Source organism: Vibrio sp. 397, assembly GCF_033339395.1.
Taxonomy (GTDB): domain Bacteria; phylum Pseudomonadota; class Gammaproteobacteria; order Enterobacterales; family Vibrionaceae; genus Vibrio; species Vibrio alginolyticus.
This window is the reverse complement of record NZ_JAWOUN010000004.1, coordinates 118,753-141,529: the sequence shown is the minus strand read 5'-3', so window position 1 is coordinate 141,529 and position 22,777 is coordinate 118,753. Positions and strand designations below refer to the sequence as shown.

At 44.9% G+C, this 22,777-nt stretch carries 24 protein-coding genes; 16 read left to right on the top strand and 8 right to left on the bottom strand.

Features of this window, described 5'->3' with window-relative positions; translation table 11 throughout:
- Positions 1 to 4: 4 nt before the first annotated feature.
- The 4 genes from mltA to R7P36_RS08460 all read left to right on the top strand — a co-directional run bounded on the left by mltA (position 5) and on the right by R7P36_RS08460 (position 3,695).
- The gene (gene mltA, locus R7P36_RS08475; protein WP_213899276.1) at positions 5 to 1,108 is read left to right on the top strand and encodes a murein transglycosylase A; all 1,104 of its coding nucleotides are present in this window, start codon (positions 5 to 7) and stop codon (positions 1,106 to 1,108) included.
- Positions 1,109 to 1,207: 99 nt separating this feature from the next.
- Positions 1,208 to 2,017, top strand: a complete 810-nt coding sequence (gene tcdA, locus R7P36_RS08470; RefSeq protein WP_005391724.1) for a tRNA cyclic N6-threonylcarbamoyladenosine(37) synthase TcdA — start codon at positions 1,208 to 1,210, stop codon at positions 2,015 to 2,017.
- 19 nt (positions 2,018 to 2,036) lie between these two features.
- Positions 2,037 to 2,465, top strand: coding sequence for a cysteine desulfurase sulfur acceptor subunit CsdE (gene csdE, locus R7P36_RS08465; protein WP_054728416.1), 429 nt, complete (start codon positions 2,037 to 2,039; stop codon positions 2,463 to 2,465).
- A 309-nt stretch (positions 2,466 to 2,774) separates the two neighbouring features.
- On the top strand, positions 2,775 to 3,695 hold the full coding sequence (locus R7P36_RS08460; protein ID WP_213899277.1) for a GGDEF domain-containing protein: 921 nt from the start codon (positions 2,775 to 2,777) through the stop codon (positions 3,693 to 3,695).
- Between the two features lie 33 nt (positions 3,696 to 3,728).
- Here R7P36_RS08460 and csdA read toward each other — a convergent pair whose 3' ends face one another.
- From csdA to R7P36_RS08440, 4 genes are all read right to left on the bottom strand, one after another.
- Positions 3,729 to 4,940, bottom strand: coding sequence for a cysteine desulfurase CsdA (gene csdA / locus R7P36_RS08455; RefSeq protein ID WP_054728421.1), 1,212 nt, complete (start codon positions 4,938 to 4,940; stop codon positions 3,729 to 3,731).
- Positions 4,940 to 5,539, bottom strand: a complete 600-nt coding sequence (locus R7P36_RS08450; RefSeq protein WP_006742560.1) for a DJ-1 family glyoxalase III — start codon at positions 5,537 to 5,539, stop codon at positions 4,940 to 4,942. Before R7P36_RS08450 ends, csdA begins: the two co-directional genes overlap by 1 nt.
- On the bottom strand, positions 5,536 to 6,426 hold the full coding sequence (gene panE / locus R7P36_RS08445; protein WP_053306735.1) for a 2-dehydropantoate 2-reductase: 891 nt from the start codon (positions 6,424 to 6,426) through the stop codon (positions 5,536 to 5,538). The genes R7P36_RS08450 and panE overlap by 4 nt, the downstream gene beginning before the upstream one ends.
- Before the next feature lie 108 nt (positions 6,427 to 6,534).
- Positions 6,535 to 7,380: an outer membrane protein OmpK gene (locus R7P36_RS08440; RefSeq protein WP_005391741.1), complete on the bottom strand. Its 846-nt coding sequence runs from the start codon at positions 7,378 to 7,380 to the stop codon at positions 6,535 to 6,537.
- Between the two features lie 323 nt (positions 7,381 to 7,703).
- On the opposite strand from R7P36_RS08440, the gene R7P36_RS08435 reads away from it, so the two are divergent.
- Genes R7P36_RS08435 through R7P36_RS08420 form a run of 4 tightly spaced genes read left to right on the top strand, consistent with a single transcriptional unit; the run spans position 7,704 to position 10,940 of the window.
- The gene (locus tag R7P36_RS08435) at positions 7,704 to 8,300 is read left to right on the top strand and encodes an LON peptidase substrate-binding domain-containing protein (RefSeq protein ID WP_017636020.1); all 597 of its coding nucleotides are present in this window, start codon (positions 7,704 to 7,706) and stop codon (positions 8,298 to 8,300) included.
- Positions 8,297 to 9,655, top strand: coding sequence for a DUF4397 domain-containing protein (locus R7P36_RS08430; protein ID WP_213899278.1), 1,359 nt, complete (start codon positions 8,297 to 8,299; stop codon positions 9,653 to 9,655). The genes R7P36_RS08435 and R7P36_RS08430 overlap by 4 nt, the downstream gene beginning before the upstream one ends.
- Before the next feature lie 44 nt (positions 9,656 to 9,699).
- Positions 9,700 to 10,284 (top strand): RNA polymerase sigma factor, encoded by a 585-nt coding sequence (locus R7P36_RS08425; RefSeq protein WP_017636022.1) that lies wholly within the window; start codon positions 9,700 to 9,702, stop codon positions 10,282 to 10,284.
- The gene (locus R7P36_RS08420) at positions 10,281 to 10,940 is read left to right on the top strand and encodes a ChrR family anti-sigma-E factor (RefSeq protein WP_005380256.1); all 660 of its coding nucleotides are present in this window, start codon (positions 10,281 to 10,283) and stop codon (positions 10,938 to 10,940) included. Before R7P36_RS08425 ends, R7P36_RS08420 begins: the two co-directional genes overlap by 4 nt.
- Positions 10,941 to 11,003: 63 nt before the next feature.
- On the opposite strand, the gene R7P36_RS08415 is transcribed toward R7P36_RS08420, so the two are convergent.
- The 4 genes from R7P36_RS08415 to R7P36_RS08400 form a co-directional block, all read right to left on the bottom strand.
- A complete protein-coding gene (locus tag R7P36_RS08415; protein ID WP_005380257.1) occupies positions 11,004 to 12,356 on the bottom strand; it encodes an AmpG family muropeptide MFS transporter in 1,353 nt (450 codons plus the stop codon).
- Between the two features lie 71 nt (positions 12,357 to 12,427).
- Complete coding sequence (locus R7P36_RS08410; protein WP_005380258.1) at positions 12,428 to 12,973, bottom strand: peptidylprolyl isomerase; 546 nt, start codon at positions 12,971 to 12,973, stop codon at positions 12,428 to 12,430.
- Positions 12,973 to 13,542: a YajG family lipoprotein gene (locus R7P36_RS08405; protein ID WP_005380259.1), complete on the bottom strand. Its 570-nt coding sequence runs from the start codon at positions 13,540 to 13,542 to the stop codon at positions 12,973 to 12,975. Before R7P36_RS08405 ends, R7P36_RS08410 begins: the two co-directional genes overlap by 1 nt.
- 32 nt (positions 13,543 to 13,574) lie before the next feature.
- Positions 13,575 to 14,729 carry a methyltransferase gene (locus tag R7P36_RS08400; RefSeq protein WP_005385302.1) on the bottom strand — a complete coding sequence of 385 codons (1,155 nt, stop codon included), beginning with the start codon at positions 14,727 to 14,729 and terminating at the stop codon, positions 13,575 to 13,577.
- A 243-nt stretch (positions 14,730 to 14,972) separates the two neighbouring features.
- Here R7P36_RS08400 and bolA point away from each other — a divergent pair, with 243 nt between their 5' ends.
- The 8 genes from bolA (at position 14,973) to R7P36_RS08360 (ending at position 22,760) form a co-directional block, all read left to right on the top strand.
- A complete protein-coding gene (bolA, locus tag R7P36_RS08395; protein ID WP_005380262.1) occupies positions 14,973 to 15,281 on the top strand; it encodes a transcriptional regulator BolA in 309 nt (102 codons plus the stop codon).
- 473 nt (positions 15,282 to 15,754) lie between these two features.
- Positions 15,755 to 17,095 (top strand): Na(+)-translocating NADH-quinone reductase subunit A, encoded by a 1,341-nt coding sequence (locus R7P36_RS08390; protein ID WP_005380264.1) that lies wholly within the window; start codon positions 15,755 to 15,757, stop codon positions 17,093 to 17,095.
- Positions 17,096 to 17,100: 5 nt separating this feature from the next.
- On the top strand, positions 17,101 to 18,345 hold the full coding sequence (locus tag R7P36_RS08385) for an NADH:ubiquinone reductase (Na(+)-transporting) subunit B (protein WP_005380265.1): 1,245 nt from the start codon (positions 17,101 to 17,103) through the stop codon (positions 18,343 to 18,345).
- Positions 18,335 to 19,105 carry a Na(+)-translocating NADH-quinone reductase subunit C gene (locus R7P36_RS08380; RefSeq protein ID WP_005380267.1) on the top strand — a complete coding sequence of 257 codons (771 nt, stop codon included), beginning with the start codon at positions 18,335 to 18,337 and terminating at the stop codon, positions 19,103 to 19,105. The genes R7P36_RS08385 and R7P36_RS08380 overlap by 11 nt, the downstream gene beginning before the upstream one ends.
- A complete protein-coding gene (locus tag R7P36_RS08375) occupies positions 19,105 to 19,737 on the top strand; it encodes an NADH:ubiquinone reductase (Na(+)-transporting) subunit D (RefSeq protein WP_005380269.1) in 633 nt (210 codons plus the stop codon). Before R7P36_RS08380 ends, R7P36_RS08375 begins: the two co-directional genes overlap by 1 nt.
- Before the next feature lie 7 nt (positions 19,738 to 19,744).
- Entirely contained in the window at positions 19,745 to 20,341 is a 597-nt protein-coding gene (gene nqrE / locus R7P36_RS08370; RefSeq protein WP_005380270.1) for an NADH:ubiquinone reductase (Na(+)-transporting) subunit E, read from the top strand.
- Between the two features lie 33 nt (positions 20,342 to 20,374).
- Positions 20,375 to 21,598 carry an NADH:ubiquinone reductase (Na(+)-transporting) subunit F gene (gene nqrF / locus R7P36_RS08365; RefSeq protein ID WP_005380271.1) on the top strand — a complete coding sequence of 408 codons (1,224 nt, stop codon included), beginning with the start codon at positions 20,375 to 20,377 and terminating at the stop codon, positions 21,596 to 21,598.
- A 157-nt stretch (positions 21,599 to 21,755) separates the two neighbouring features.
- Entirely contained in the window at positions 21,756 to 22,760 is a 1,005-nt protein-coding gene (locus tag R7P36_RS08360; protein WP_005380272.1) for an FAD:protein FMN transferase, read from the top strand.
- The last annotated feature ends 17 nt before the right edge of the window (positions 22,761 to 22,777 follow it).

Below are 22,777 nucleotides of genomic sequence, written 5' to 3'. Positions count from 1 at the left end.
ACACGTGTTAAAAAAACTCCTTCCTATTATCTCTTTGAGCCTACTCTTTGGCTGTGCTCAACAAAATGATCGTGCTCAGCAATATCTTGATGGTGAGTTTCCTCAGATCCTCAATCAAGTGGATGTGGTTGAGTCTAACAAACCACGCGATTTTACTGAATTTAACAAGCAAGCTGAGCAAGTGGTGATAAAGTCACCATCCATGGCTAAGATATACCAACCGCTATATCAACGATTAAGTGAGTGGGCGCAACAGAGCGGAGATACCAGTGCGTTGAGTGCGTTTGGCATTCAAGCCGCGCAATTGGGTGGTGGTGATAAAAAAGGTAATGTGCTGTTTACCGGATACTTTTCTCCCGTGATGGAGCTGCGTCATACACCAAACGACATTTTTAAGTACCCAGTTTATGGCAAGCCAAACTGCTCATCAGATTGTCCGACTCGTGCGGAGATCTACAACGGGGCATTAGATGGCCAAGGTTTAGTGCTAGGTTATGCGCCTAACCGTATTGACCCGTTTATGATGGAAGTGCAGGGCAGTGGCTATGTGCATTTTGAAGATGATGATACGTTGGAGTACTTCGCGTACGCAGGGAAAAATAATAAAGCTTACGTTAGTATTGGCCGCATTTTGATTGAACGTGGTGAAGTGCCGCGTGAAAAAATGTCTCTCAAAGCGATTAAAGAGTGGGTAATGGACAACGACGACGCAACAGTACGCGAGTTGTTGGAGCAAAACCCTTCTTACGTTTTCTTTGCGCCAAAATCGGAAGCGCCAGTAACGGGGTCGGCTGGTATTCCTTTGTTGCCAATGGCCGCGGTCGCGGGTGACCGTTCTATCTTACCAATGGGCACACCAATCTTGGCGGAAGTACCATTGCTGAATGCGGATGGTACGTGGAGCGGTGCTCATCAACTGCGAATGCTGATCGTTTTAGACACTGGTGGTGCGGTAAAACAGAACCATTTGGATCTGTATCATGGCATTGGTGCGAGAGCAGGAACGGAAGCAGGGCACTACAAGCATTTTGGTCGAGTTTGGAAACTTGGGCTGGAAAACTCACCAACTCAAGCGCCTTGGGCTTTGCCGCCAGAAAAGCTACAATAGCCATCCAAGAAAGAGGAACCGCCTCTTATCTAGACATTTCATCAAAGAGTGCGTATAAATCGCACTCTTTGTTTTTCTATCGATCATCTGGACTTCAATATGCGTGAACTCGATACCCCAGCATCTGACAGCTACAATCAACGCTTTGGCGGCACTCGTCGTCTTTATGGCAACAGTGAAGTGGACATTCTTCGCGCTGCACACGTTTGTGTTATTGGTATTGGTGGCGTGGGTTCATGGGCGGTCGAAGCGCTGGCCCGTACTGGGATCGGTGAGTTGACTCTGATTGATATGGATGATGTTTGTGTCACGAATATTAACCGCCAAATTCATGCGATGACGGGCACCGTTGGCCAAAGCAAAATTGAAGTGATGGCCGAGCGTGTCAAATTGATCAACCCAGAGTGTAAAGTCAATCTGATTGATGATTTCATCACGCCAGACAATCAACATGAGTACTTAAGCAAAGAGTTTGATTACGTGCTAGATGCGATTGACAGCGTAAAAGCGAAGGCGTCTTTGTTGGCGTATTGCCGCAGCAACAAGATCAAAGTGATCACCACGGGGGGCGCTGGTGGTCAGGTTGACCCAACGCAGATCATGGTCGCTGACTTAACGAAAACGATCCAAGATCCTCTAGCGAAGAAAATCAAAGACACCTTGCGTCGTCATCATAACTTCCCTAAGAATCCGGCTCGTAAGTTTGGTATTGATTGCGTGTTTTCAACCGAGCAGCTGAAGTACCCTCAAGCAGACGGTTCAGTGTGTGGTGTGAAGTCGACAGCGGAAGGTCCAAAACGTATGGATTGCGCTAGCGGTTTTGGTGCGGCGACTGTCGTAACTGCAACGTTTGGCTTTGTCGCGGTATCGCGAATCGTTGAGAAGTTGATTTCAAAATATAAGCAGTAAACTAGAAGAAGAGCGCATCATGACAGATTTTCCCGTTTCTCCATTTGGTACAGATATCACCAGCGAAGACATTGTAGCGACTATGCAGCAATTTCAAGGCTGGGAAGATCGTTACCGTCAGGTGATTCAGTGGGGTAAAAAGCTGCCACAAATGCCAGAAGAGCTGAAATCAGAACAAGTTACCGTTTCGGGTTGTGAAAGCTTGGTGTGGTTAGTGAGCCAAGAGCAAGATGGCGTTTGGCATTTTTGTGCGGACTCCGATGCGCGTATCGTCCGTGGATTGATTGCCTTGGTAATGGCAGCTTATGACGGTAAAACGGCCGATCAAATTCAAGCATTTGATATTGATGCTTATTTTGATCAGCTGGGGCTTGTCTCCCATTTAAGCCCGTCACGTGGTAATGGCTTGAAAGCTATTGTAGAGCAGATTAAGCAAGTCGCCGTGTAACGAGTTATTTTTCCAACTCTTAAAAAACGCCGAATAGCCTAGCTGTTTGGCGTTTTTTGTATCTGAGTTGAGATATTTTTTGCATATGGATAAAAAGTATGCAAATGGTCGACTATTTTAGCGTTAATTAACCATTCTATTGATCCTGGTTCATTATATTGCCCACTTGGTTTTTATAAACTCAATTGTATTTAAAATTTGTCTATATTAGATAATAGACATATGCCCCATCCGCTCCTATTCCCCAATGTGGAAACACACTTGGAAGCGATTGGGTTACTTAGATACAAATGCTAGGAACCTCCCTATATGCAATTCACCTTGGAACATGCGCAAGACGTGTTATCCGGAATGCCAGACCCCACTTTTATTCTGAGTGAAGATGGTATCTATATTGATGTTTTTGGAGGAACAGATAAAAAAGCCTATCACGATGGAAGCAATTTGATAGGTGAGACGCTGCACAGCGTACTCGAGAAAGATAAAGCTGACTGGTTTATCGAGCAGATCAATCGATCACTGAAACAAGACAGTATTGTGACGGTCGAGTACAAGATGTGCGCCGACAGCATTCAGGGAATAGATGCTAACAGTGGGCCAAGAGGCGACCTATACTACGAAGGCAAGATCTGCCCACTCGCTATAAAATACCGAGGTCGTCGCGTTGTCCTTATTCTTACACGCAACATCTCCAATCGCCACCGAGTTGAAACCCTTCTTCGCCATCAAAGCCAAATTGATGCTCTTACCAACATCTACAATCGACGTGTCTTTTTCGAAAAGCTCACAGAAGAGGTCATTAAAGCTCAAGAGCCGAACTATCACTCCGCGTTGTTATTGTTTGATTTGGACTTTTTTAAAGTCATCAATGATAAACGTGGTCATGATGCGGGGGATTATGTCTTAGAGACCTTAACTGATTTGGTTTCTCACTTACTCGTCAAAGACGAAATTTTTGCAAGAGTCGGAGGGGAGGAGTTTGCGATTATTTTGCCAGAAACTTCTCTGTCGGCGGCGAAAGAGGTAGGAGAGGAAGTACGTTCCCACATTCAAAATTGTCAGTTCGAATTTGAAAAGATTGAAATTCCGGTCACGGTGAGTGTAGGCGTGGTGGAAATAGGCAGAAATGAAACCACCAAACGTTTGTATGCGCATGCAGATAAAGCGCTTTATGCTGCGAAAAGAAATGGCAGAAATTGCGTGGCGACTCTGGATAGGCAGATGGAGTAACCTTGTTGGTTACTCCAAATCAAACTGTTGGCGTTATAGCATGTCGACGGCTTTTTCTACGGCGGCGATGAGTCTATCCACATCTTCAGCCGTGTTATAAATACCAAAAGAAACGCGTACCGTGCCTTTAACGTTTAGCGCATCCATCAATGGGTGAGCGCAGTGGTGTCCTGCTCGTACCGCAATGCCTTGTTGATCGAGCAGCGTCGCCATGTCTTGGTGATGAACGCCGTCCATGACGAACGTCAGTACAGAGGCATTCGGTTGATAGCCTAGAATATGGATGTCATCCAAAGCGCTTAGTGCTTGGTAGGCCTTATCCTGAAGCACATGGAGATGAGTCTCTACTTCGTGATGGTCAAAACCTTGGTACCACTCAATGGCTTTCGCTAGAGCAATCGCGCCCGCAACGTTTGGTGTGCCCGCTTCAAATTTACCAGGAAGTGCAGAAAACGTCGTTTTTTCGAAAGAAACGCGTTCAACCATTTTACCGCCGCCGTGCCATGGTGGCATGGCTTCCAAAAGTTCAAGCTTGCCGTATAAAACCCCAATGCCTGCTGGTGCATAAAGTTTGTGACCTGAGAAAACGTAGAAATCGATATCTGATGCCGATAAATCAAGTTGCTCATGTACGATGCCTTGCGCGCCATCAACTACAACAACCGCGCCAACGTTGTGCGCCAGTTCAGTGATTTTTTCGATAGGTTGGCGTGTGCCTGTTACGTTGGTTATTTGTGCGCAAGCAACAATTTTACAGCGGTCAGACAGAAGCGCCTCAAATGCACTGATGTCGAACTGGCAATCTGATGTCATCGGAACTTTAATGACTTTAGCACCCGTTTGCTCTGCCACGATTTGCCAGGGCACGATGTTGGCGTGGTGCTCCATCTCGCTAATTAAGATCTCATCACCTGGTTGTAACGTGCTACGGGCGTAGGTTTGAGCAATTAAGTTCAGTGCTTCGGTTGCGCCCCGTGTCCAAATGATCTCTTTAGAGCTGTTTGCACCAATAAAGCTTGCCACTCGTTCTCGTGCCGCTTCAAATTGGCTGGTGGCATTAGCCGTTAAACTGTGGCTGCCACGGTGAACATTGGCATTTTGCGCACTGTAGTAATGACTGATGACATCAATCACACATTGCGGTTTTTGCGTTGTCGCTGCGCTATCTAGATACACTAAGGGCGTATCGTTGACGGATTGGTTTAGAGCAGGAAATTGCTCGCGTACAGCATTTACGTCAAACATTATTCTTCACCAAGCTTGTGGTAGTGCAGAGTAGGCAGAGGGATCATTGGTTCAGCAACTGACCATGCGTGTTTTTTACCTGAGAGTTGAATGATTACTTCCATCGCGAACTCTAAAGCTGTACCCGGACCTTGACTAGTGATCAGGTTGTGGTTGATATCAAAGGTCACGCGTTTGCTGCGCCACTTCTCTTCCGGGATATGTGACTGAAAGCTCGGGTGACAGGTCATCAGTGATTGTGGGAAAAGATCATGGTGTTGCAATACCAACGCCGGTGCTGCGCAGATAGCAGCGACCAATTTTCCCTCGTAGATGTGCTGCTTAAGGATTTCTATCATCACCGTGCTATCACGAAAAATTTCTGCACCACCAACACCACCAGAAAGCGCTATGGCGTCAAACTCATCATCAGCAATATCGACCAGTTTACAATCGGCTGTTAGTGTGACTCCGCGAGAAGCTTTCATCGTCAATGAGCCATCAAAAGCAGCACTCGCTACCGTAACGTCATAACCCGCGCGAACCATCATGTCGATAACGGTGACGGCTTCCATTTCTTCGGTGCCCGGAGCGATTGGCACTAAGATTTTCTTACTCATTGTTCTGTCCAGCTTTGTTCTATTTGTTTGATGCGTTGGTAAAGTTTTAAATTCTCAGGCGTATTGATGCGATGTTTCTCGGCAGCCTTTAACAAGTATCCGGTTATAAAATCAATTTCCGTTCGACGCTGATGGAATACGTCTTGTCTCATTGAAGAATAGTTCTCAGCTGTGGCGTTCACCACTTGCATTACCGTATCGAAAAGAGAGCGAAACTCGATAGCAATACCTTCTTTACTCATTACTTCAACCAGTTCTTGAGTGATGCTTTCGAGTTGTATCTTAAACTCGGGCTTCGCAAGTTCACCATTCTTACACTGGAGAATCGCAGTCAGTGGGTTAATCGCGCAGTTGATCGCTAACTTAGTCCATAACGCAGATTGGATGTGTGGATTCCAAATGGCCTCTGGAAGGGCATTATGCATAACATCTTTCAGAAAAGTGCACTGCATTCCTTTGTCATTATAACCACCCGCTTGCGTTGTTCCGTGACCGGTATGCAATACGTGTTGGTTATCTGGTTTGTATGCGCCGTGCGTTGTTGTTGCGAGCACTATCGGATTGTTTGGCACAACCTTCTCCAAGGCAGAGGCAGTACCCATACCATTGTGCATCAGCATGATAATCGTGTCTGTATTGATATGAGGGAGCAAAGGCTGAATGGCGTCTTCCACTTGCCAAGCTTTTACCGTGATCAAAATGAGGTCCGCTTGATTTACGGAGGAAATATCTTGATTACTGAATACGATTGCGGGTGTGTCATCCAACTGAAGTGGTTGTTGTCTCTCTGAACTTCTTCCCCACAATGAAACATTGTGCCCGGCAAGCTTAAATTTTGTTGCCCAGAGTGAGCCCACCGCACCTGGACCGAGGATAAGGATATTCACCAAACGCTCTCATTAAAAAGGTTTGCTGCAAGGATAATGAGGGAAAAAAGGAAAGCAAATAAAAATGGCGCCGAAAGGCGCCATTTTTGAGCAAACTTAGTGGTTCAATTAGAACTTGTAAGTTACAGCTAGGTAGTGGCTTACACCAGTCGATTCTAGCTCAACACCTGGAGCAACTTGTAGACCGTCTTTTACGCCATATACTTCTTTGTATGCTTTCAGGCCGTAACCAACCGCGAAGCGATCTGAGTGCCAGTAAATGCCGTTGAACATTGCACCACCGTTTGACGCGGTAGTACCAAATTTGTTACCAGCATCATCATCCATACCGAATTGGTAATCAATGTAACCTTGGTAAGAAATGAATGAGCCATTGTCGAAGAAGTAGAATGGTTTGAACCAGTTAGTCGAGATTTGGAAACCGTTCCAACCTTTGTTGTTGCCATCGTAAGTGCTGTACAGGTTTAGGCCGATTTTACCTAACCAAGGAACCATTACATCAGAACCTAAACCGATTTTCTGGTTGTTTACACCACCGTTGTTACCGCCCCATTCCATTAGAGATGCAATGTATAGCTCTTGAACTGGACCGAAAGATAGGTCTTTACCAGTTACGGCATCTAGAGACATACGTGGTGCAAATTTCATGAACATCTTGTCAGGAGCGCCGTTCTCAATTGACTTATCTTGGTTATCTTTAGTCGCTAGGTTAAATACGTCTACGTAACCGTATAGGTCGAAAATACCAGAGCGACCGCCAAATTCCATTTCTAGGTAATCGTGAGCGTTGTCGTCAGCGCCTTTAACTCGTGGCATTTCATCAATTGAGTACATGTAGTTGAACTGCATCCACTTGTAATCGTTTTTGTGGATATCGCCGTCAGAGTAATCTGCCGCCATAACTGGAGCTGAAGTAGCCGCTAGAAGGCTAAGAGCTAAAAGTGATTTACGCATAAGGGGACTCTCTATGTTTGTAATGATTCAGAACACGCAATCTATGCTGCGCTTTCCAATTGGCGGGAATAATAGCGATAAAAATCCCAAATGAAAGTGATAAAGGGTGCAAAACTGAACGTTTTTGGTGAGTTGTGTCACGAAATTATCTTTATTTACGGAACTTTTTGTTTGTTGCATTTGATTGCAATAAATGTGTGATTTGGATCGTTTGCGTAAGCGATTTTATGACTTTTTAAGCCAGTCGATTAACCAACATAAATCGTTAGTGATCGGAGTGATAAGGGATTCGTATGTATCCGTGAATCAAAGAGGACGTTTGAATGAAAGAAGTCATGTTATTCCCACTCACTTCAGTTGTACTCCCTGAAGGTAAAATGAATCTGCGCATTTTTGAGCCACGATATAAGCGAATGGTAAAGGAATGCAGCCTACAAAATGTGGGCTTTGGAGTTTGCCTAGTAGGAAGCGAAGGTGACCCTAAAGACGTGGGTAACGTTTCATCTATCGGAACTTTGGTCAGGATCGTTGATTTTGAAACACTCAGTGATGGCCTTCTTGGTATTACAGTTGCTGGTGAGCAACGCTTTGTTGTCAAACGCGTCCGTGCAGATGCGGATGGCTTACGTCATGCAGAGGTTGAATGGTTAGACAATTGGCAACATCTAGACAACTCACCAGATTTCTTCTTTTTAAGCCAGCAGTTATCCCATGTTTATGAAGAGTTTCCTCAACTTGGAAGCCTCTACCAGCATCGTTTTTACGATGACTCTGCTTGGGTTACTCAGCGTTGGCTTGAGTTACTACCCCTAGACTGCAATCTGTTCGAACAGCTAGTCGGCGCAGAGGACTGTATTCCTGCGTTGCAATTTCTGACAGAAGCCATAGAAGCCCCGACTAACAAAGAGGCAAGGATATGAAAGGATTTAATAAAGCTGCGCTAACTATTGTTGCGACATTAGGACTGGCGGCGTGTGGCTCCGACAGTGACACTATCGAGTATTCCAATTTACAAGCAGTGCACGCGTCTTCTGATGCGCCGCTCGCAAATGTGTGGATCAACGATAAACCATCATTAACGAATGTTGATTATGGTGTGGGATCTGGCTACGTTAAATTGCGAGAGGGGATGAATTCGATTCAGGTCGATGTTCAGCTCCCAGGTAATGAAACCGCGACCGTAATACCTAAAACAGAACTAGATCTTGATTCCGACCTCAATTATAACGTGTTCGTTGTTGGCGATGCCGATGGTTCGCCAAACCCAGTTGAGCCTTTAGTTGTGACTCGCAGCTCCGATTCAATGGCTGATGCCAATAGTTTAGATGTTCAAGTTGTTCATGCAGCTTCAGGCGTTCCTGCTGTTGATCTTTATGTCACTGAGCCAGGTGCTGCTCTTGCTAGCGCGACTCCAATAACTAACCTTGCTTACAAAGCTTCTACCGACGTATTGAACATCCCAGCTGGTGAGTATCAAGTTCGACTTGCCGTAGGAGACAGCGTTGCTTTTGACTCGGGCAAAGTATCTCTTGCGGCTAACTCCAACTTGACGATTGCCGCTATCGGCACAGGAGATTCGAATAGCACGTCACCTGTCAAACTCTTGGTGTTGGACGGTTCGGGCTCTTCTATAATTGAAGATATGGGCAGCCAAGCTGAAGTAAGAGTCGGACACCTTGTCGATGGAGCGCCAGTCGTCGATGTTAACGTTAACGGGGCGGCCTTCGCTCCTCTTGCCGACTTAGCGTTCAAAGAGATTCGTGGTTATTTGGATCTTGCTGCTGGCGCTTACGATATTGACGTTTACGTGGATGGCACAACAACCAATCCGATCATAGATGTTGACGGGTTAATGGTTGCAGGTGGAATGGATTACAGTGTTTATGCAGTCGGTGTTGTTAGCCCAGCGATTGATATCGAAGCTCTGGTTGTTGAAGATATGAGACGCGCTGTGGCGACTAGCGCGACGTTGAATGTGACACACGCGGCGGCTAATCCTATAGCGGAAATGGTGGATATTTACCTCACTACGAGTGCAGGAATAGATGGAAGTGATCCAACTATTGCTAATTTTGCGTATAAAAATAGCGTACAAGGATTATATGTCGCTGAAGGTACATATTATGTAACGGTAACAGTGGCTGGTAACCCAAGTATTGTTGCGGTTGACTCAGCACCAGTCAATGTAATGAACGGTGTTGTGTACCAAGTCGTTGCCATTGATGATGGGAACAACGGTGGTTTCAACTTGTTGGTCGATGACGTGACCGATTAGGACGAATGGGAGGAGGAGACTCCTCTCACAAATTAAGGCCGATTATGATGAGTGATAGCCCGAAAAAACTGGGGCGCAGTGATTGGAACGATTACATGGATAAAGTGAAGGATCGAGACAAAGATGCGTTCGCTTTTGTATTCCGTTTTTACGCACCCAAGCTGAAGCAATTCGCTTACAAACATGTTGGTAATGAGCAAGTTGCTATGGAGATGGTGCAAGAGACCATGGCGACAGTTTGGCAGAAAGCGCACCTCTATGATGGTGAAAAGAGCGCGTTATCGACTTGGATATATACCATAATCCGAAACCTTTGTTTTGATCTGCTGAGAAAACAGAAAGGTAAGGAATTACACATTCATTCTGATGACATTTGGCCGTCAGAGTATTATCCACCAGATCTTGTTGATCACTATTCACCAGAACAAGATATGTTGAAAGAACAGGTGGTTAAGTTTTTAGATATATTACCGAAAAACCAGAGAGATGTTTTACAAGCGGTATATCTTGAAGAGTTACCTCATCAACAGGTCGCGGAATTATTTGATATACCCCTCGGTACCGTAAAATCCAGGCTGAGGCTTGCAGTAGAAAAGCTAAGGCATTCAATGCATACGGAGCAACTATGAACAAACACCCAGATAACAGCTTGTTAGAAGCATACGCTTCGGGAAGCATTGATGCAGTTTCTGGTCTTGTGGTCGCAACCCATTTAGAAACATGCACCAAGTGCCGAGCTTATGTGAACCAAGTCGAAGCAAGTCAAGCGAACATCGTAAGTGACATACCTTCTGAGTATGTTTCTGAATTTGACGACATGTTCAATGACATCATCAATGCGGAGCCAGCGACTGATAATATCGTGATCCGCGACTCTGCTGCTGTTAATGTGGCAGGAAAAAGTTTCGCTCTTCCTAAAACTCTAGCGCGTTTCTCTGACCTCGTAGGGTCATGGAGAAGTTACGGAGGCAAGGTTTTCAGTGCTCAGATTGACCTAGGGGAAGACGCTCGTGTCAGCTTAATGTACATCGGGGAAGATGTGCAAATTCCTCAACATACGCACAAAGGCCTGGAGTCTACATTGATCCTACATGGTGGATTTAGTGACGAGGATGGCCAATATGAAGAGGGCGATTTGATGATTAGAGACGCATCAGTGAAGCACAGCCCTTACACTAAGGCCGGAGAAGACTGCTTGTGTTTAACCGTATTGACTGAGCCGATGATCTTTACTCAAGGCGTGGCACGTATATTTAATATGTTTGGTAAAGGGTTATACCCATAGACCTCTTATCTTATATCTCGCAAAACAAAAACCACCGAATTCGGTGGTTTTTTATATGTTTCGTTAATGCTTGTGACGTGCTTTTTCCAATAGAGCATCAAAGTAATGTCGTAGCGAGTACAACATAATCAAGCTTGGCACGACCATGACAGCGGTAAGCACGAAGAATGTGCTCCAATCATTGAGATAATCCACTAGCTCGCCACTGAAAGAAGCAAGAGTCGTCCGTCCGAAGTTTCCTAGAGAGGCAAGCAGCGCATACTGAGTTGCCGAAAATGCTTGCCCGGTTAGAATCGTCAAAAATGAAACAAAAGCGACAGTTGAGAAAGCAGTCGTAAAGTTATCGACAATAATCGTGGCTAAGTACAAGTGCTCGTTTGGGCCTACCGAAGCAATCCAAGCAAACATCAAGTTACTGGCAGACATCGCAATACCGCCGATCATTAATCCACGTACAATACCAAACCTAACGTTGAACATGCTTCCGACAAAAGTAAAGAAGATGGTGGCTCCCCAACCGATCAGTTTGGAGTAATAGCCAATTTGTTCATTGCTAAAACCAATATCTTTATAAAACGCGATCGACATCCTGCCCAAAAACGCTTCGCCAATTTTAAATAGGAAAACGAACAGCAACAGAGTAATCGCGACACGGACGCCATTGCGATTAAAGAAATCAAGGAAAGGTTCTACAACAGTCACGGTAAACCAAGCTACGACTTTTGAACCAACCACTTCTTTGTGGCGTTGTTCAGCGGCAGACTGAAGTTGTTCGCGTTGAGTCTTCGGTTCACCGACTAAAATCGTAAAGACCATTAGAATGCCGACTATCACCGCCATCCCGTAGTACACACCATTCCAACCGACACTGTCAGCATTAACAAACGCTAAATAACCCGGTAGTGAATAACCTGTCCACCAGCCAATGACCGCCATTGCAGAAGCTTGAGGCAGTTTAGACTCTTCTGACTTTGGGAAAGTATCAATACGAAAAGCATCAATTGCGATGTCTTGTGTCGCTGAAGCCGTTGCAATGCACAAGGCGAGTAGTGACGCAAACACCAAGTTTTCCGCTGGATTAACGCCGGCAATAAATAGGGTAGCGACGAGTACGATACTTTGGCAAAAGAAAATCCAGCTACGTCTTTGCCCCAGCAGTCTAAAGAGGACTGGCAGCTTCACGCGGTCAACCAGAGGTGCCCACAGAAAGTTGATCGCATAGACCGCAAAAACGCTACCAAAATAGCCAATTGCGGAGAGGGTCAAGCCGGCATCTTTTAGCCAACCTGACATGTTTGAACCGATAAGAACCCACGGAAAGCCGCTAGAGCAGCCCAGCATGAAAACCCACATGAGTCGTTTATCGAGGTAACTTTTTACCGTTTCCAACCAAGTGATGGAAGGTAATGAAGACATAAATCAATCCAATAAAATGAAGCCGTTGAAAGAGAAAGCCCTTCGATTATTCAAAGGGCTTATCGTTTTGGCTATTTAAGTAGTGTAGCTTTGGTGATGACGATTTGCGTCTCTGGTACATCACGCATTCGGCCTACCGTCGTGGTCGGCTGCTGAGCCATTTTCTGGATAACGTCGAACCCCTCAGTAACCTCACCAAATACAGCATAACCTGGTGGTCGAGCGCCATAGTTGAGAAAGTCATTGTCGACTAAGTTGACGAAAAACTGACGAGTTGCAGAGTTTGGTGCATTGGTTCGTGCCATGGCGATGGTAGCACGGTCATTGTTTAGACCATTATTTCCTTCGTTTTTGATTGGCGCGTATGTTTTCACCATCTGCATATCTTGGTTAAAGCCGCCACCTTGTGCCATGAAGCCTGGGATAATACGATGAAAAATAGTACCCTCGTAGCTCCCATCTTCTACATATTTTAGAAAATTAGCGACAGTGATAGGTGCTTTCTCTTCGTTTAACTCAACCGTAAATGAACCAAGTGTCGTTTCAAACGCTACTTTTGGTCCAGCCCAAACGCTGCAGCTGAGTAGTGCTAAAGACAGAATCGCTTTGCGTAACATTAGAAACGCTCCTGCATGTATTGACGAAGCTCAGGGTCATTGGCAATCTCTTTAAGCGTCAATGTCACCACATCATTCAATGTCTCTTCAATATCGGCATCAGAAGCACTCAATGTGCCAGATCGCTTTGCTGTACCTGTATAAGTTTTGACTAGCTTGCCCTCAGGTGTCTCTGCTGTGATTTCCAGCACAACTTTAGCATCCATCTCATTTTCCATCACCGAATGCTTCACGTTGACCAACGCTTCTTGAACGCTCAATTCAATCGCGTTGTTGCTGTTTAGATCCGCATGGAAACCTTGAGATGAGAATTGCTTCTCTAATGCTTCTTCTAACGCAATACGTAAATTCTGTTTAGCATGAAGAGGAAGAATGTTCGAACGGCCGTTATCCACCAACGCCACGTACTGCGCTGCACGTACATCTTTGCTGGTCAAACTGTAAGTCTTGCCTTGAACAATTGGATTGGTGCTCAATGTGCTTTCTGGCATCAGGTTCAGCTGAGGTTGTTGAGGGGCTGAACACGCAGCAAGCAACGCAACCGAAGCCGCAAGTACCAATTTTCTCATTTTATTATTCCTTTTAACTATTTTGCTAAAGCTTATTTTGCGCTTAATTTAGCAGGATTTTTTGTAGCCTGTAAAATCACAAACTTATTGTTGGAAGCGATAAGTTTCACATTTTTATCGCCAAACAGACGTTTGAGTTTTGCGTCGTACCCGAGGTGACGATTTCCGATAACCAGTAAACGGCCATTTTCACTTAATACTTGTTTAGCATCGCAGAACATTTGCCAAGCAATATGATCGGTGATTGCCTGTTGTTGATGAAACGGTGGATTACACATAACCATAGAGCTGCTGCTGTGTTTAAAACCGTCCAAGCAATTGTTCGCTATGCACTGTATGTCTCTATTTTCACCAAGGTTGTCGCGTAGGTTCTGTTTTGCTGATTCAAGCGCCATAAAACTTTCATCAACACATGTTAGCCGAGCATTTGGATTCAACTGACCAAATTTAACAGACAGAACACCATTGCCGCAGCCGAGGTCGATGACATTGTCTATCGAAGGGTCTTGAGGCAGGTGCTGCAGCATAAAGCGTGCACCTAAATCTAAACTTTCTCCTGAATAGACATTTGGCATGTTCTTGAGTTCGATATCTTCGCCATCAACGCGCCAAGTCGTGAAAGGCATTACTTCAATCGGAGGCTCAACTGTTGCTTGAGAAAACACCAATCTGTGCTTTTTCCAGGCCAAAGATGTTTTTGTTTCGCCTAAGTATTTTTCAAACAGTTTTAGCGTCGAAGTATGAATGTCTTTCGCTTTATTGACTGCAATGACGGGGCAGGAAGCCGGTAGCGCCTTTCTTAATTGGCTTAGTATCCACACTAGATGGCGGTTACTTTTGGGCAGTTGCAGCAAGACGAGATCAATATTGGCAGGAACGAGGTCCATCGTGGTGGCAAACGCTACTTTATTGCACTGGTTTTGCTCGAGATTTTGCTGTGCACCTTTATGTGAGATGAATGAATCACTCATTAGCGTTACATGGTGCTTTTCCGAAAACCAGCAGGAGAGGGCACCAAAGCTGTCATTAATCACGAGGATGTTTTGATTGTCTGGCAAAGCAAGCTCTTCAACATGATTAATAAGATACTCATCACCGGCATCCCACGCTTGTAGCGTTTCGTTACTTCGTTTTGGGAAACGATGAAGTGTTAAGCTTCGCTCGTGAAGGTTCAGTTCGGTTTTCATAGCTAAATGTAAGTTGATTTAGAAATTAAGTGTTATTGTCGCAAATGATGACGTGTCGAGATACAAAAAGCTGTCAAATTTTACGAGTTCAGTGATGGCTGCTCTCTAGGCATGTTCATGGAGTCGAGCGCCTTGAGACAATATGTCTACAAAGTGCGTCAATAATGAGAGTGACGTTTGAGTGATGCATGTCTGCTTTACTTAGGTATATACTTATGGAATTCGCATCAATGAGGAACGAATATGATCCAAGAAATCATAGAGAAGAAACTACACAGTGAGCTGCAACCCAGCTATCTCAAAGTCATTAATGAGAGCTACATGCATAATGTGCCACCAGGCTCAGAGAGTCATTTCAAAGTGATTGTTGTGAGTGATTCGTTCGCGGGACAGCGTTTGATTGGGCGCCATCGTCAAGTTCATCAAATTTTGGCAGATGAACTGGATAACCACATTCATGCATTAGCTATTCATACATACACTGATGAAGAGTGGAAGCGTGAACAAGATGGCGCCCCTGATAGCCCGATGTGTATGGGTGGCGGTCACTAAAAACGCAAGATATAAAGGTGCAGAGAAAGGTGGCTTAAGGCCATCTTTTTTCGTTTTACATTCTTTAGGGACGTTAACGTGGCACAAATTCTGGTTAAAAAATGTGTTAACAGTGTTTCAACAAATGAATGGAAATTGCAGAATATTTCAGGCGATGAATATCACTTTTCCATAAGATATGTATGGAATATGGCATTTGTGCGATGGGTCAAAGTTATGACTATTCTTTGACCTTTTAGACCTGATTCTACCGAAATAACCCCTCTATTCTAATGATTGATCATGGCATCAAGTTCCTAAAAAATGCTAGACTACGGCACCTGATAAATCTCGCGTATTCCTTGTGACGAGATTTTTAATAGGATGTTGCGATTTTGATGTTTAAAACAACATCAAAACCGGACACTGATGTCGTGTCTAAAAGTTACGCAATCAAAAGAATCTTTTTCCCGATAAAAGTAGTGCAAGTGCGTATGATTACAATAAAGAAGGGCTTGGATCTTCCTATCGCAGGAACTCCATCCCAGGTGATTAATGATGGTAAGACCATCAAAAAAGTCGCCTTGCTTGGCGAAGAGTACGTTGGCATGCGACCTACCATGCATGTCCGCGTTGGTGATGAAGTGAAAAAAGCGCAAGTTCTTTTTGAAGATAAAAAGAACCCAGGCGTGAAATTTACTGCACCAGCAGCCGGTAAAGTGATCGAAGTTAACCGTGGCGCTAAACGTGTCCTTCAATCTGTAGTGATTGAAGTGGCAGGTGAAGAGCAGGTGACATTTGATAAGTTCGAAGCCGCTCAACTTTCAGGTCTAGATCGTGAAGTGATCAAGACTCAGTTGGTTGACTCTGGCTTATGGACCGCTTTACGTACTCGTCCGTTTAGCAAGGTTCCTGCAATCGAGTCTTCTACTAAGGCTATTTTCGTAACTGCAATGGATACTAATCCACTAGCAGCTAAGCCTGAGTTGATCATTAATGAGCAACAAGAAGCATTCATTGCTGGTCTAGACATTCTTTCAGCCCTGACAGAAGGCAAGGTTTACGTATGTAAATCTGGCACTAGCTTGCCACGTTCTTCACAGTCTAACGTAGAAGAACACGTCTTCGATGGCCCTCACCCAGCAGGTCTTGCGGGCACCCACATGCATTTCCTATACCCAGTAAATGCAGAGAATGTGGCATGGAGCATCAACTACCAAGACGTTATCGCGTTCGGTAAGCTGTTCCTAACTGGTGAGCTATGCACAGATCGTGTTGTGTCTCTAGCTGGCCCAGTTGTGAATAACCCTCGTCTAGTTCGTACCGTAATGGGTGCAAGCTTAGATGACCTAACAGATAACGAGCTGATGCCTGGCGAAGTTCGTGTGATCTCTGGTTCAGTACTAACAGGTACACATGCAACTGGTCCACACGCATACCTTGGCCGTTACCATCAACAGGTTTCTGTATTACGTGAAGGCCGTGAAAAAGAACTATTTGGCTGGGCAATGCCTGGTAAGAATAAGTTCTCGGTAACTCGCTCTTTCCTTGGTCACGTATTCAAAGGTCAGTTGTTCAATATGACAACGACGACCAATGGTAGTGATCGTTCAATGGTTCCAATTGGCAACTACGAACGCGTAATGCCTCTAGATATGGAGCCTACTTTGCTGCTTCGTGATCTATGTGCCGGCGACACAGACAGTGCTCAAGCACTGGGTGCGCTTGAACTGGATGAAGAAGATCTAGCATTGTGTACCTTTGTATGTCCAGGTAAGTACGAGTACGGTACGTTACTTCGTGAATGCCTAGATACTATCGAGAAGGAAGGGTAATTTTCATGGCTCTTAAAAAGTTTCTTGAAGACATCGAGCATCATTTTGAGCCTGGTGGCAAACACGAAAAATGGTTTGCCCTGTACGAAGCTGTAGCAACAGTTTTTTACACCCCAGGTATTGTAACAAATAAAAGCTCGCACGTTCGTGATAGCGTTGACCTAAAACGTATCATGATCATGGTTTGGTTTGCGGTATTCCCAGCAATGTTCTGGGGTATGTACAACGCAGGTGGCCAAGCTATTGCAGCACTTAACCACATGTACGCTGGTGACCAACTAGCGACAGTTATCGCAGGTAACTGGCACTACTGGCTAACAGAAATGCTTGGCGGCACTATCGGTGCGGAAGCGGGTGTTGGCAGTAAGATGCTACTAGGTGCGACTTACTTCCTGCCAATCTACGCAACAGTATTTATTGTTGGTGGCTTCTGGGAAGTGTTGTTCTGTATGGTGCGTAAACACGAAGTTAACGAAGGTTTCTTTGTAACTTCTATCTTATTCGCACTTATCGTTCCACCAACGCTACCTCTATGGCAAGCGGCACTAGGTATCACATTTGGTGTTGTTGTAGCAAAAGAGATCTTCGGTGGTACAGGTCGTAACTTCCTTAACCCTGCACTTGCAGGTCGTGCATTTCTATTCTTCGCTTACCCAGCACAAATTTCGGGTGACGTAGTATGGACTGCAGCTGACGGCTTCTCTGGTGCAACTGCTCTTAGCCAATGGGCTCAAGGTGGTAACGGTGCTCTAGTTAACACAGTAACTGGCGCTCCTATCACTTGGATGGACGCGTTCATCGGTAACATCCCTGGCTCTATTGGTGAAGTATCGACTCTAGCTCTAATGATCGGTGCAGCGATGATCGTTTACATGCGAATCGCTTCATGGCGCATCATTGCGGGTGTGATGATCGGTATGATCGCAGTATCGACTCTGTTTAACGTGATCGGTTCTGACACTAATCCAATGTTTAATATGCCATGGCACTGGCACCTAGTTCTAGGTGGTTTTGCATTCGGTATGTTCTTCATGGCAACGGACCCAGTATCAGCGTCATTTACTAGCAAAGGTAAATGGTGGTACGGCATCCTGATTGGTGCAATGTGTGTGATGATCCGTGTAGTTAACCCAGCGTACCCAGAAGGTATGATGCTGGCGATTCTATTCGCGAACCTATTCGCACCTCTGTTCGACCATGTAGTGATTGAGAAGAACATCAAGCGGAGACTAGCACGCTATGGCAAGTAATAACGACAGCATTAAAAAGACGCTGGGTGTTGTTATCGGGTTGAGCCTTGTTTGTTCAATCATCGTATCAACAGCAGCAGTAGGTCTGCGTGATAAGCAAAAAGCTAACGCTGTCCTAGATAAGCAATCAAAGATCGTTGAAGTTGCAGGCATTGACGCAAACGGTAAGAAAGTACCAGAGCTATTTGCTGAGTACATCGAACCTCGTCTAGTAGACCTTGAAACAGGTAACTTTACTGAGGGTAATGCATCTACGTACGATCAACGTGAAGCATCAAAAGATGCAGAACGTTCAATCGCATTGACACCAGAAGAAGACGTAGCTGATATCCGTCGTCGCGCGAATACAGCAGTGGTGTACCTTGTAAAAGATCAAGATGAAGTCCAAAAAGTTATCCTGCCTATGCACGGTAAAGGACTATGGTCGATGATGTATGCCTTTGTAGCCGTTGAAACTGATGGTAACACTGTGTCTGCTATTACTTACTACGAGCAAGGTGAAACTCCTGGACTTGGTGGTGAAGTAGAGAACCCTTCATGGCGCGATCAATTCATTGGCAAGAAATTGTACAATGAAGATCACCAGCCAGCGATTAAGGTCGTGAAAGGCGGCGCACCGCAAGGTTCTGAGCACGGTGTTGATGGCCTATCAGGAGCGACGCTCACTAGTAATGGTGTTCAACACACATTTGACTTCTGGTTAGGTGATATGGGCTTTGGTCCTTTCCTAGCAAAAGTTCGTGACGGAGAACTTAACTAATGTCTAGTGCACAAAACGTTAAAAAGAGCATCCTAGCGCCAGTGTTGGATAACAACCCAATCGCGCTACAAGTTCTTGGTGTATGTTCTGCTCTTGCAGTAACAACTAAACTAGAAACAGCTTTTGTAATGACACTAGCGGTAACATTTGTAACTGCGTTGTCTAACTTCTCTGTTTCATTGATCCGTAACCACATTCCTAACAGTGTGCGTATCATCGTTCAGATGGCAATCATCGCATCGTTAGTAATCGTGGTAGACCAAGTGCTAAAAGCTTACCTATACGATATCTCTAAACAGCTATCTGTATTCGTTGGTCTGATTATCACTAACTGTATCGTAATGGGTCGTGCTGAAGCATTCGCAATGAAGTCTGCGCCAGTACCATCTCTTATTGACGGTATTGGTAACGGTCTAGGTTACGGCTTCGTTCTTATCACTGTAGGTTTCTTCCGTGAGCTATTTGGCTCAGGCAAACTATTTGGTCTAGAAGTTCTACCTCTAGTGAGCAACGGTGGTTGGTACCAGCCTAACGGCCTAATGCTACTAGCACCATCAGCATTCTTCCTAATCGGCTTCCTTATCTGGGTAATCCGTATTCTGAAACCAGAACAAGTAGAAGCGAAGGAGTAAGGACGTCATGGAACATTACATTAGTCTGTTAGTTAAATCGATTTTCATCGAAAACATGGCTCTGTCTTTCTTCCTAGGTATGTGTACTTTCCTTGCCGTATCTAAGAAGGTTAAGACCTCTTTCGGCCTAGGTGTTGCAGTTGTGGTAGTTCTGACTATCGCTGTTCCTGTGAACAACCTGGTATACAACCTAGTTCTGAGAGAGAACGCGTTAGTTGAGGGCGTGGACCTTAGCTTCCTAAACTTCATCACCTTTATCGGTGTAATTGCAGCACTTGTACAGATTCTAGAGATGGTCCTAGACCGTTTCTTCCCACCTTTGTACAACGCGCTAGGCATCTTCCTACCGCTGATCACAGTAAACTGTGCAATCTTCGGTGGTGTATCTTTCATGGTACAACGTGACTACAACTTTGCTGAATCGATCGTTTACGGTTTCGGCTCTGGTGTGGGCTGGATGCTAGCAATCGTTGCTCTTGCAGGTATCCGTGAGAAGATGAAGTACTCTGACGTACCTCCAGGTCTACGTGGTCTTGGTATCACATTTATCACTGTAGGTCTTATGGCGTTAGGCTTTATGTCTTTCTCTGGTGTTCAACTGTAAGTCGGGTAAACCGCAACAATTAAGGAATAGTCAATGGACATTATTCTTGGTGTAGTGATGTTTACTCTGATCGTACTAGCACTAGTACTAGTGATTCTTTTCGCTAAGTCTAAGCTTGTACCAACAGGTGACATTACAATTTCTGTGAACGATGACCCTTCTCTGGCGATCGTTACACAACCAGGTGGTAAGCTACTATCTGCGTTAGCTGGTGCTGGCGTATTCGTATCTTCTGCTTGTGGTGGCGGTGGCTCATGTGGTCAGTGTCGCGTAAAAGTTAAATCAGGTGGTGGCGACATCCTACCAACCGAGCTTGACCATATTACTAAAGGTGAAGCGCGTGAAGGTGAGCGTCTAGCGTGTCAGGTTGCAATGAAAACTGACATGGATATCGAGCTTCCTGAAGAAATCTTCGGCGTTAAGAAGTGGGAATGTACTGTTATCTCTAACGATAACAAAGCGACATTCATCAAAGAGCTTAAGCTACAAATTCCAGATGGCGAATCAGTACCTTTCCGTGCTGGTGGTTACATCCAGATTGAAGCTCCTGCTCACCACGTGAAATACGCAGACTACGATATTCCTGAGGAATACCGTGAAGACTGGGAGAAGTTCAACCTTTTCCGTTACGAGTCTAAAGTTAATGAAGAGACCATTCGTGCATACTCTATGGCTAACTACCCAGAAGAGCACGGTATCATCATGCTTAACGTTCGTATCGCAACTCCGCCGCCGAACAACCCAGACGTACCACCAGGCATCATGTCTTCGTACATCTGGTCTCTAAAAGAAGGCGACAAGTGTACTATTTCTGGTCCATTTGGTGAGTTCTTTGCGAAAGATACAGATGCAGAAATGGTATTCGTTGGTGGTGGTGCTGGTATGGCTCCAATGCGCTCACACATCTTCGACCAACTTAAGCGTCTGCACTCTAAGCGTAAGATGTCTTTCTGGTACGGCGCACGTTCTAAGCGTGAAATGTTCTACGTAGAAGACTTCGATATGCTACAAGCTGAGAATGACAACTTCGTATGGCACTGTGCACTGTCTGATCCACTTCCAGAAGATAACTGGGATGGTTACACTGGCTTTATTCACAACGTTCTTTACGAGAACTACCTACGTGATCACGAAGCGCCAGAAGACTGTGAATACTACATGTGTGGTCCACCTATGATGAACGCTGCTGTAATCGGCATGCTAAAAGATCTAGGTGTAGAGGATGAAAACATCCTACTAGATGACTTCGGTGGTTAATTCCTCCAAGTGATTGAATCTATGGCTAGCTCTCCAAGAGAGCTAGCCATTATTTTTTATAGACATAAAACTGATACTCAACAGTTGATATAGGTAATCGGATTGAAAGGATTGATCCTATTTCCCATATCAATTCAACAACATTGGGAGTTAACAAGTGAAAAAGTGGCTTGTTGCATTTGCTTCTCTATTGATTTTGGCTGGCTGTGAGCAGCCTGCCGATCAAATTCATTTAAGTGGCCCTACCATGGGGACTTCTTACAACATCAAGTATATCGAGCAAGATGGTATTCCAACGCCAAAAGCGATGCAGACAGAAATTGATCGCTTATTGGAAGAGGTTAATGACCAAATGTCGACCTATCGTGACGACTCAGAGTTAAGTCGTTTTAATCAGCATCAAACGAGCGAGCCATTTACAGTTTCGACACAAACTGCAACGGTAGTGAAAGAAGCAATTCGCCTTAACGGTCTTACTTTAGGTGCATTGGATGTGACGGTCGGCCCTCTAGTTAACCTGTGGGGGTTTGGTCCAGAAGCTCGTCCAGATGTAGTTCCAACCGATGAAGAACTCGCTGCTCGCAAAGCAAATACCGGTATTCACCACCTATCTGTTGATGGTAATACACTGTCCAAAGACCTTCCTAACTTGTACGTCGACCTATCGACGATTGCGAAAGGTTGGGGGGTTGACGTGGTTGCTGACTACCTTCAATCTGAAGGGGTACAGAACTTTATGGTCGAAGTTGGCGGTGAAATGCGTCTCAAAGGTGTCAATCGTGAAGGTGTGCCTTGGCGTATCGCAATTGAAAAACCGACCGTTGATGAACGTTCAATTCAAGAAATTATTGAACCAGGCGACATGGCAATTGCAACAAGTGGTGACTATCGTAATTACTTTGAGAGTAATGGTGTGAGATACTCTCATATTATTAATCCACGAACAGGCAAACCAATTCATCATAAAGTGGTGTCTGTAACGGTATTAGATAAATCGTCGATGACTGCTGATGGTCTTGCAACTGGTCTTATGGTGCTAGGTGAAGACAAAGGCATGGCAATTGCGAACGAAAATAATATTCCTGTTTTCATGATTGTGAAAACGGAAGATGGTTTTAAAGAGTTGGCTTCGGAAGCATACAAGCCATTCATGAAGAAATAACAACAGAAGTGAGCATG

Bases quoted from the DNA above. Each gene is read 5' to 3' on its own strand.
- tcdA (WP_005391724.1), top strand. From the start codon at position 1,208: ATGCGTGAACTCGATACCCCAGCATCTGACAGCTACAATCAACGCTTT.
- csdE (WP_054728416.1), top strand. From the start codon at position 2,037: ATGACAGATTTTCCCGTTTCTCCATTTGGTACAGATATCACCAGCGAA.
- R7P36_RS08460 (WP_213899277.1), top strand. From the start codon at position 2,775: ATGCAATTCACCTTGGAACATGCGCAAGACGTGTTATCCGGAATGCCA.
- csdA (WP_054728421.1), bottom strand. From the start codon at position 4,940: ATGTTTGACGTAAATGCTGTACGCGAGCAATTTCCTGCTCTAAACCAA.
- R7P36_RS08450 (WP_006742560.1), bottom strand. From the start codon at position 5,539: ATGAGTAAGAAAATCTTAGTGCCAATCGCTCCGGGCACCGAAGAAATG.
- R7P36_RS08440 (WP_005391741.1), bottom strand. From the start codon at position 7,380: ATGCGTAAATCACTTTTAGCTCTTAGCCTTCTAGCGGCTACTTCAGCT.
- R7P36_RS08435 (WP_017636020.1), top strand. From the start codon at position 7,704: ATGAAAGAAGTCATGTTATTCCCACTCACTTCAGTTGTACTCCCTGAA.
- R7P36_RS08430 (WP_213899278.1), top strand. From the start codon at position 8,297: ATGAAAGGATTTAATAAAGCTGCGCTAACTATTGTTGCGACATTAGGA.
- R7P36_RS08425 (WP_017636022.1), top strand. From the start codon at position 9,700: ATGATGAGTGATAGCCCGAAAAAACTGGGGCGCAGTGATTGGAACGAT.
- R7P36_RS08420 (WP_005380256.1), top strand. From the start codon at position 10,281: ATGAACAAACACCCAGATAACAGCTTGTTAGAAGCATACGCTTCGGGA.
- R7P36_RS08415 (WP_005380257.1), bottom strand. From the start codon at position 12,356: ATGTCTTCATTACCTTCCATCACTTGGTTGGAAACGGTAAAAAGTTAC.
- R7P36_RS08410 (WP_005380258.1), bottom strand. From the start codon at position 12,973: ATGTTACGCAAAGCGATTCTGTCTTTAGCACTACTCAGCTGCAGCGTT.
- R7P36_RS08405 (WP_005380259.1), bottom strand. From the start codon at position 13,542: ATGAGAAAATTGGTACTTGCGGCTTCGGTTGCGTTGCTTGCTGCGTGT.
- R7P36_RS08400 (WP_005385302.1), bottom strand. From the start codon at position 14,729: ATGAAAACCGAACTGAACCTTCACGAGCGAAGCTTAACACTTCATCGT.
- bolA (WP_005380262.1), top strand. From the start codon at position 14,973: ATGATCCAAGAAATCATAGAGAAGAAACTACACAGTGAGCTGCAACCC.
- R7P36_RS08390 (WP_005380264.1), top strand. From the start codon at position 15,755: ATGATTACAATAAAGAAGGGCTTGGATCTTCCTATCGCAGGAACTCCA.
- R7P36_RS08385 (WP_005380265.1), top strand. From the start codon at position 17,101: ATGGCTCTTAAAAAGTTTCTTGAAGACATCGAGCATCATTTTGAGCCT.
- R7P36_RS08380 (WP_005380267.1), top strand. From the start codon at position 18,335: ATGGCAAGTAATAACGACAGCATTAAAAAGACGCTGGGTGTTGTTATC.
- R7P36_RS08375 (WP_005380269.1), top strand. From the start codon at position 19,105: ATGTCTAGTGCACAAAACGTTAAAAAGAGCATCCTAGCGCCAGTGTTG.
- nqrE (WP_005380270.1), top strand. From the start codon at position 19,745: ATGGAACATTACATTAGTCTGTTAGTTAAATCGATTTTCATCGAAAAC.
- nqrF (WP_005380271.1), top strand. From the start codon at position 20,375: ATGGACATTATTCTTGGTGTAGTGATGTTTACTCTGATCGTACTAGCA.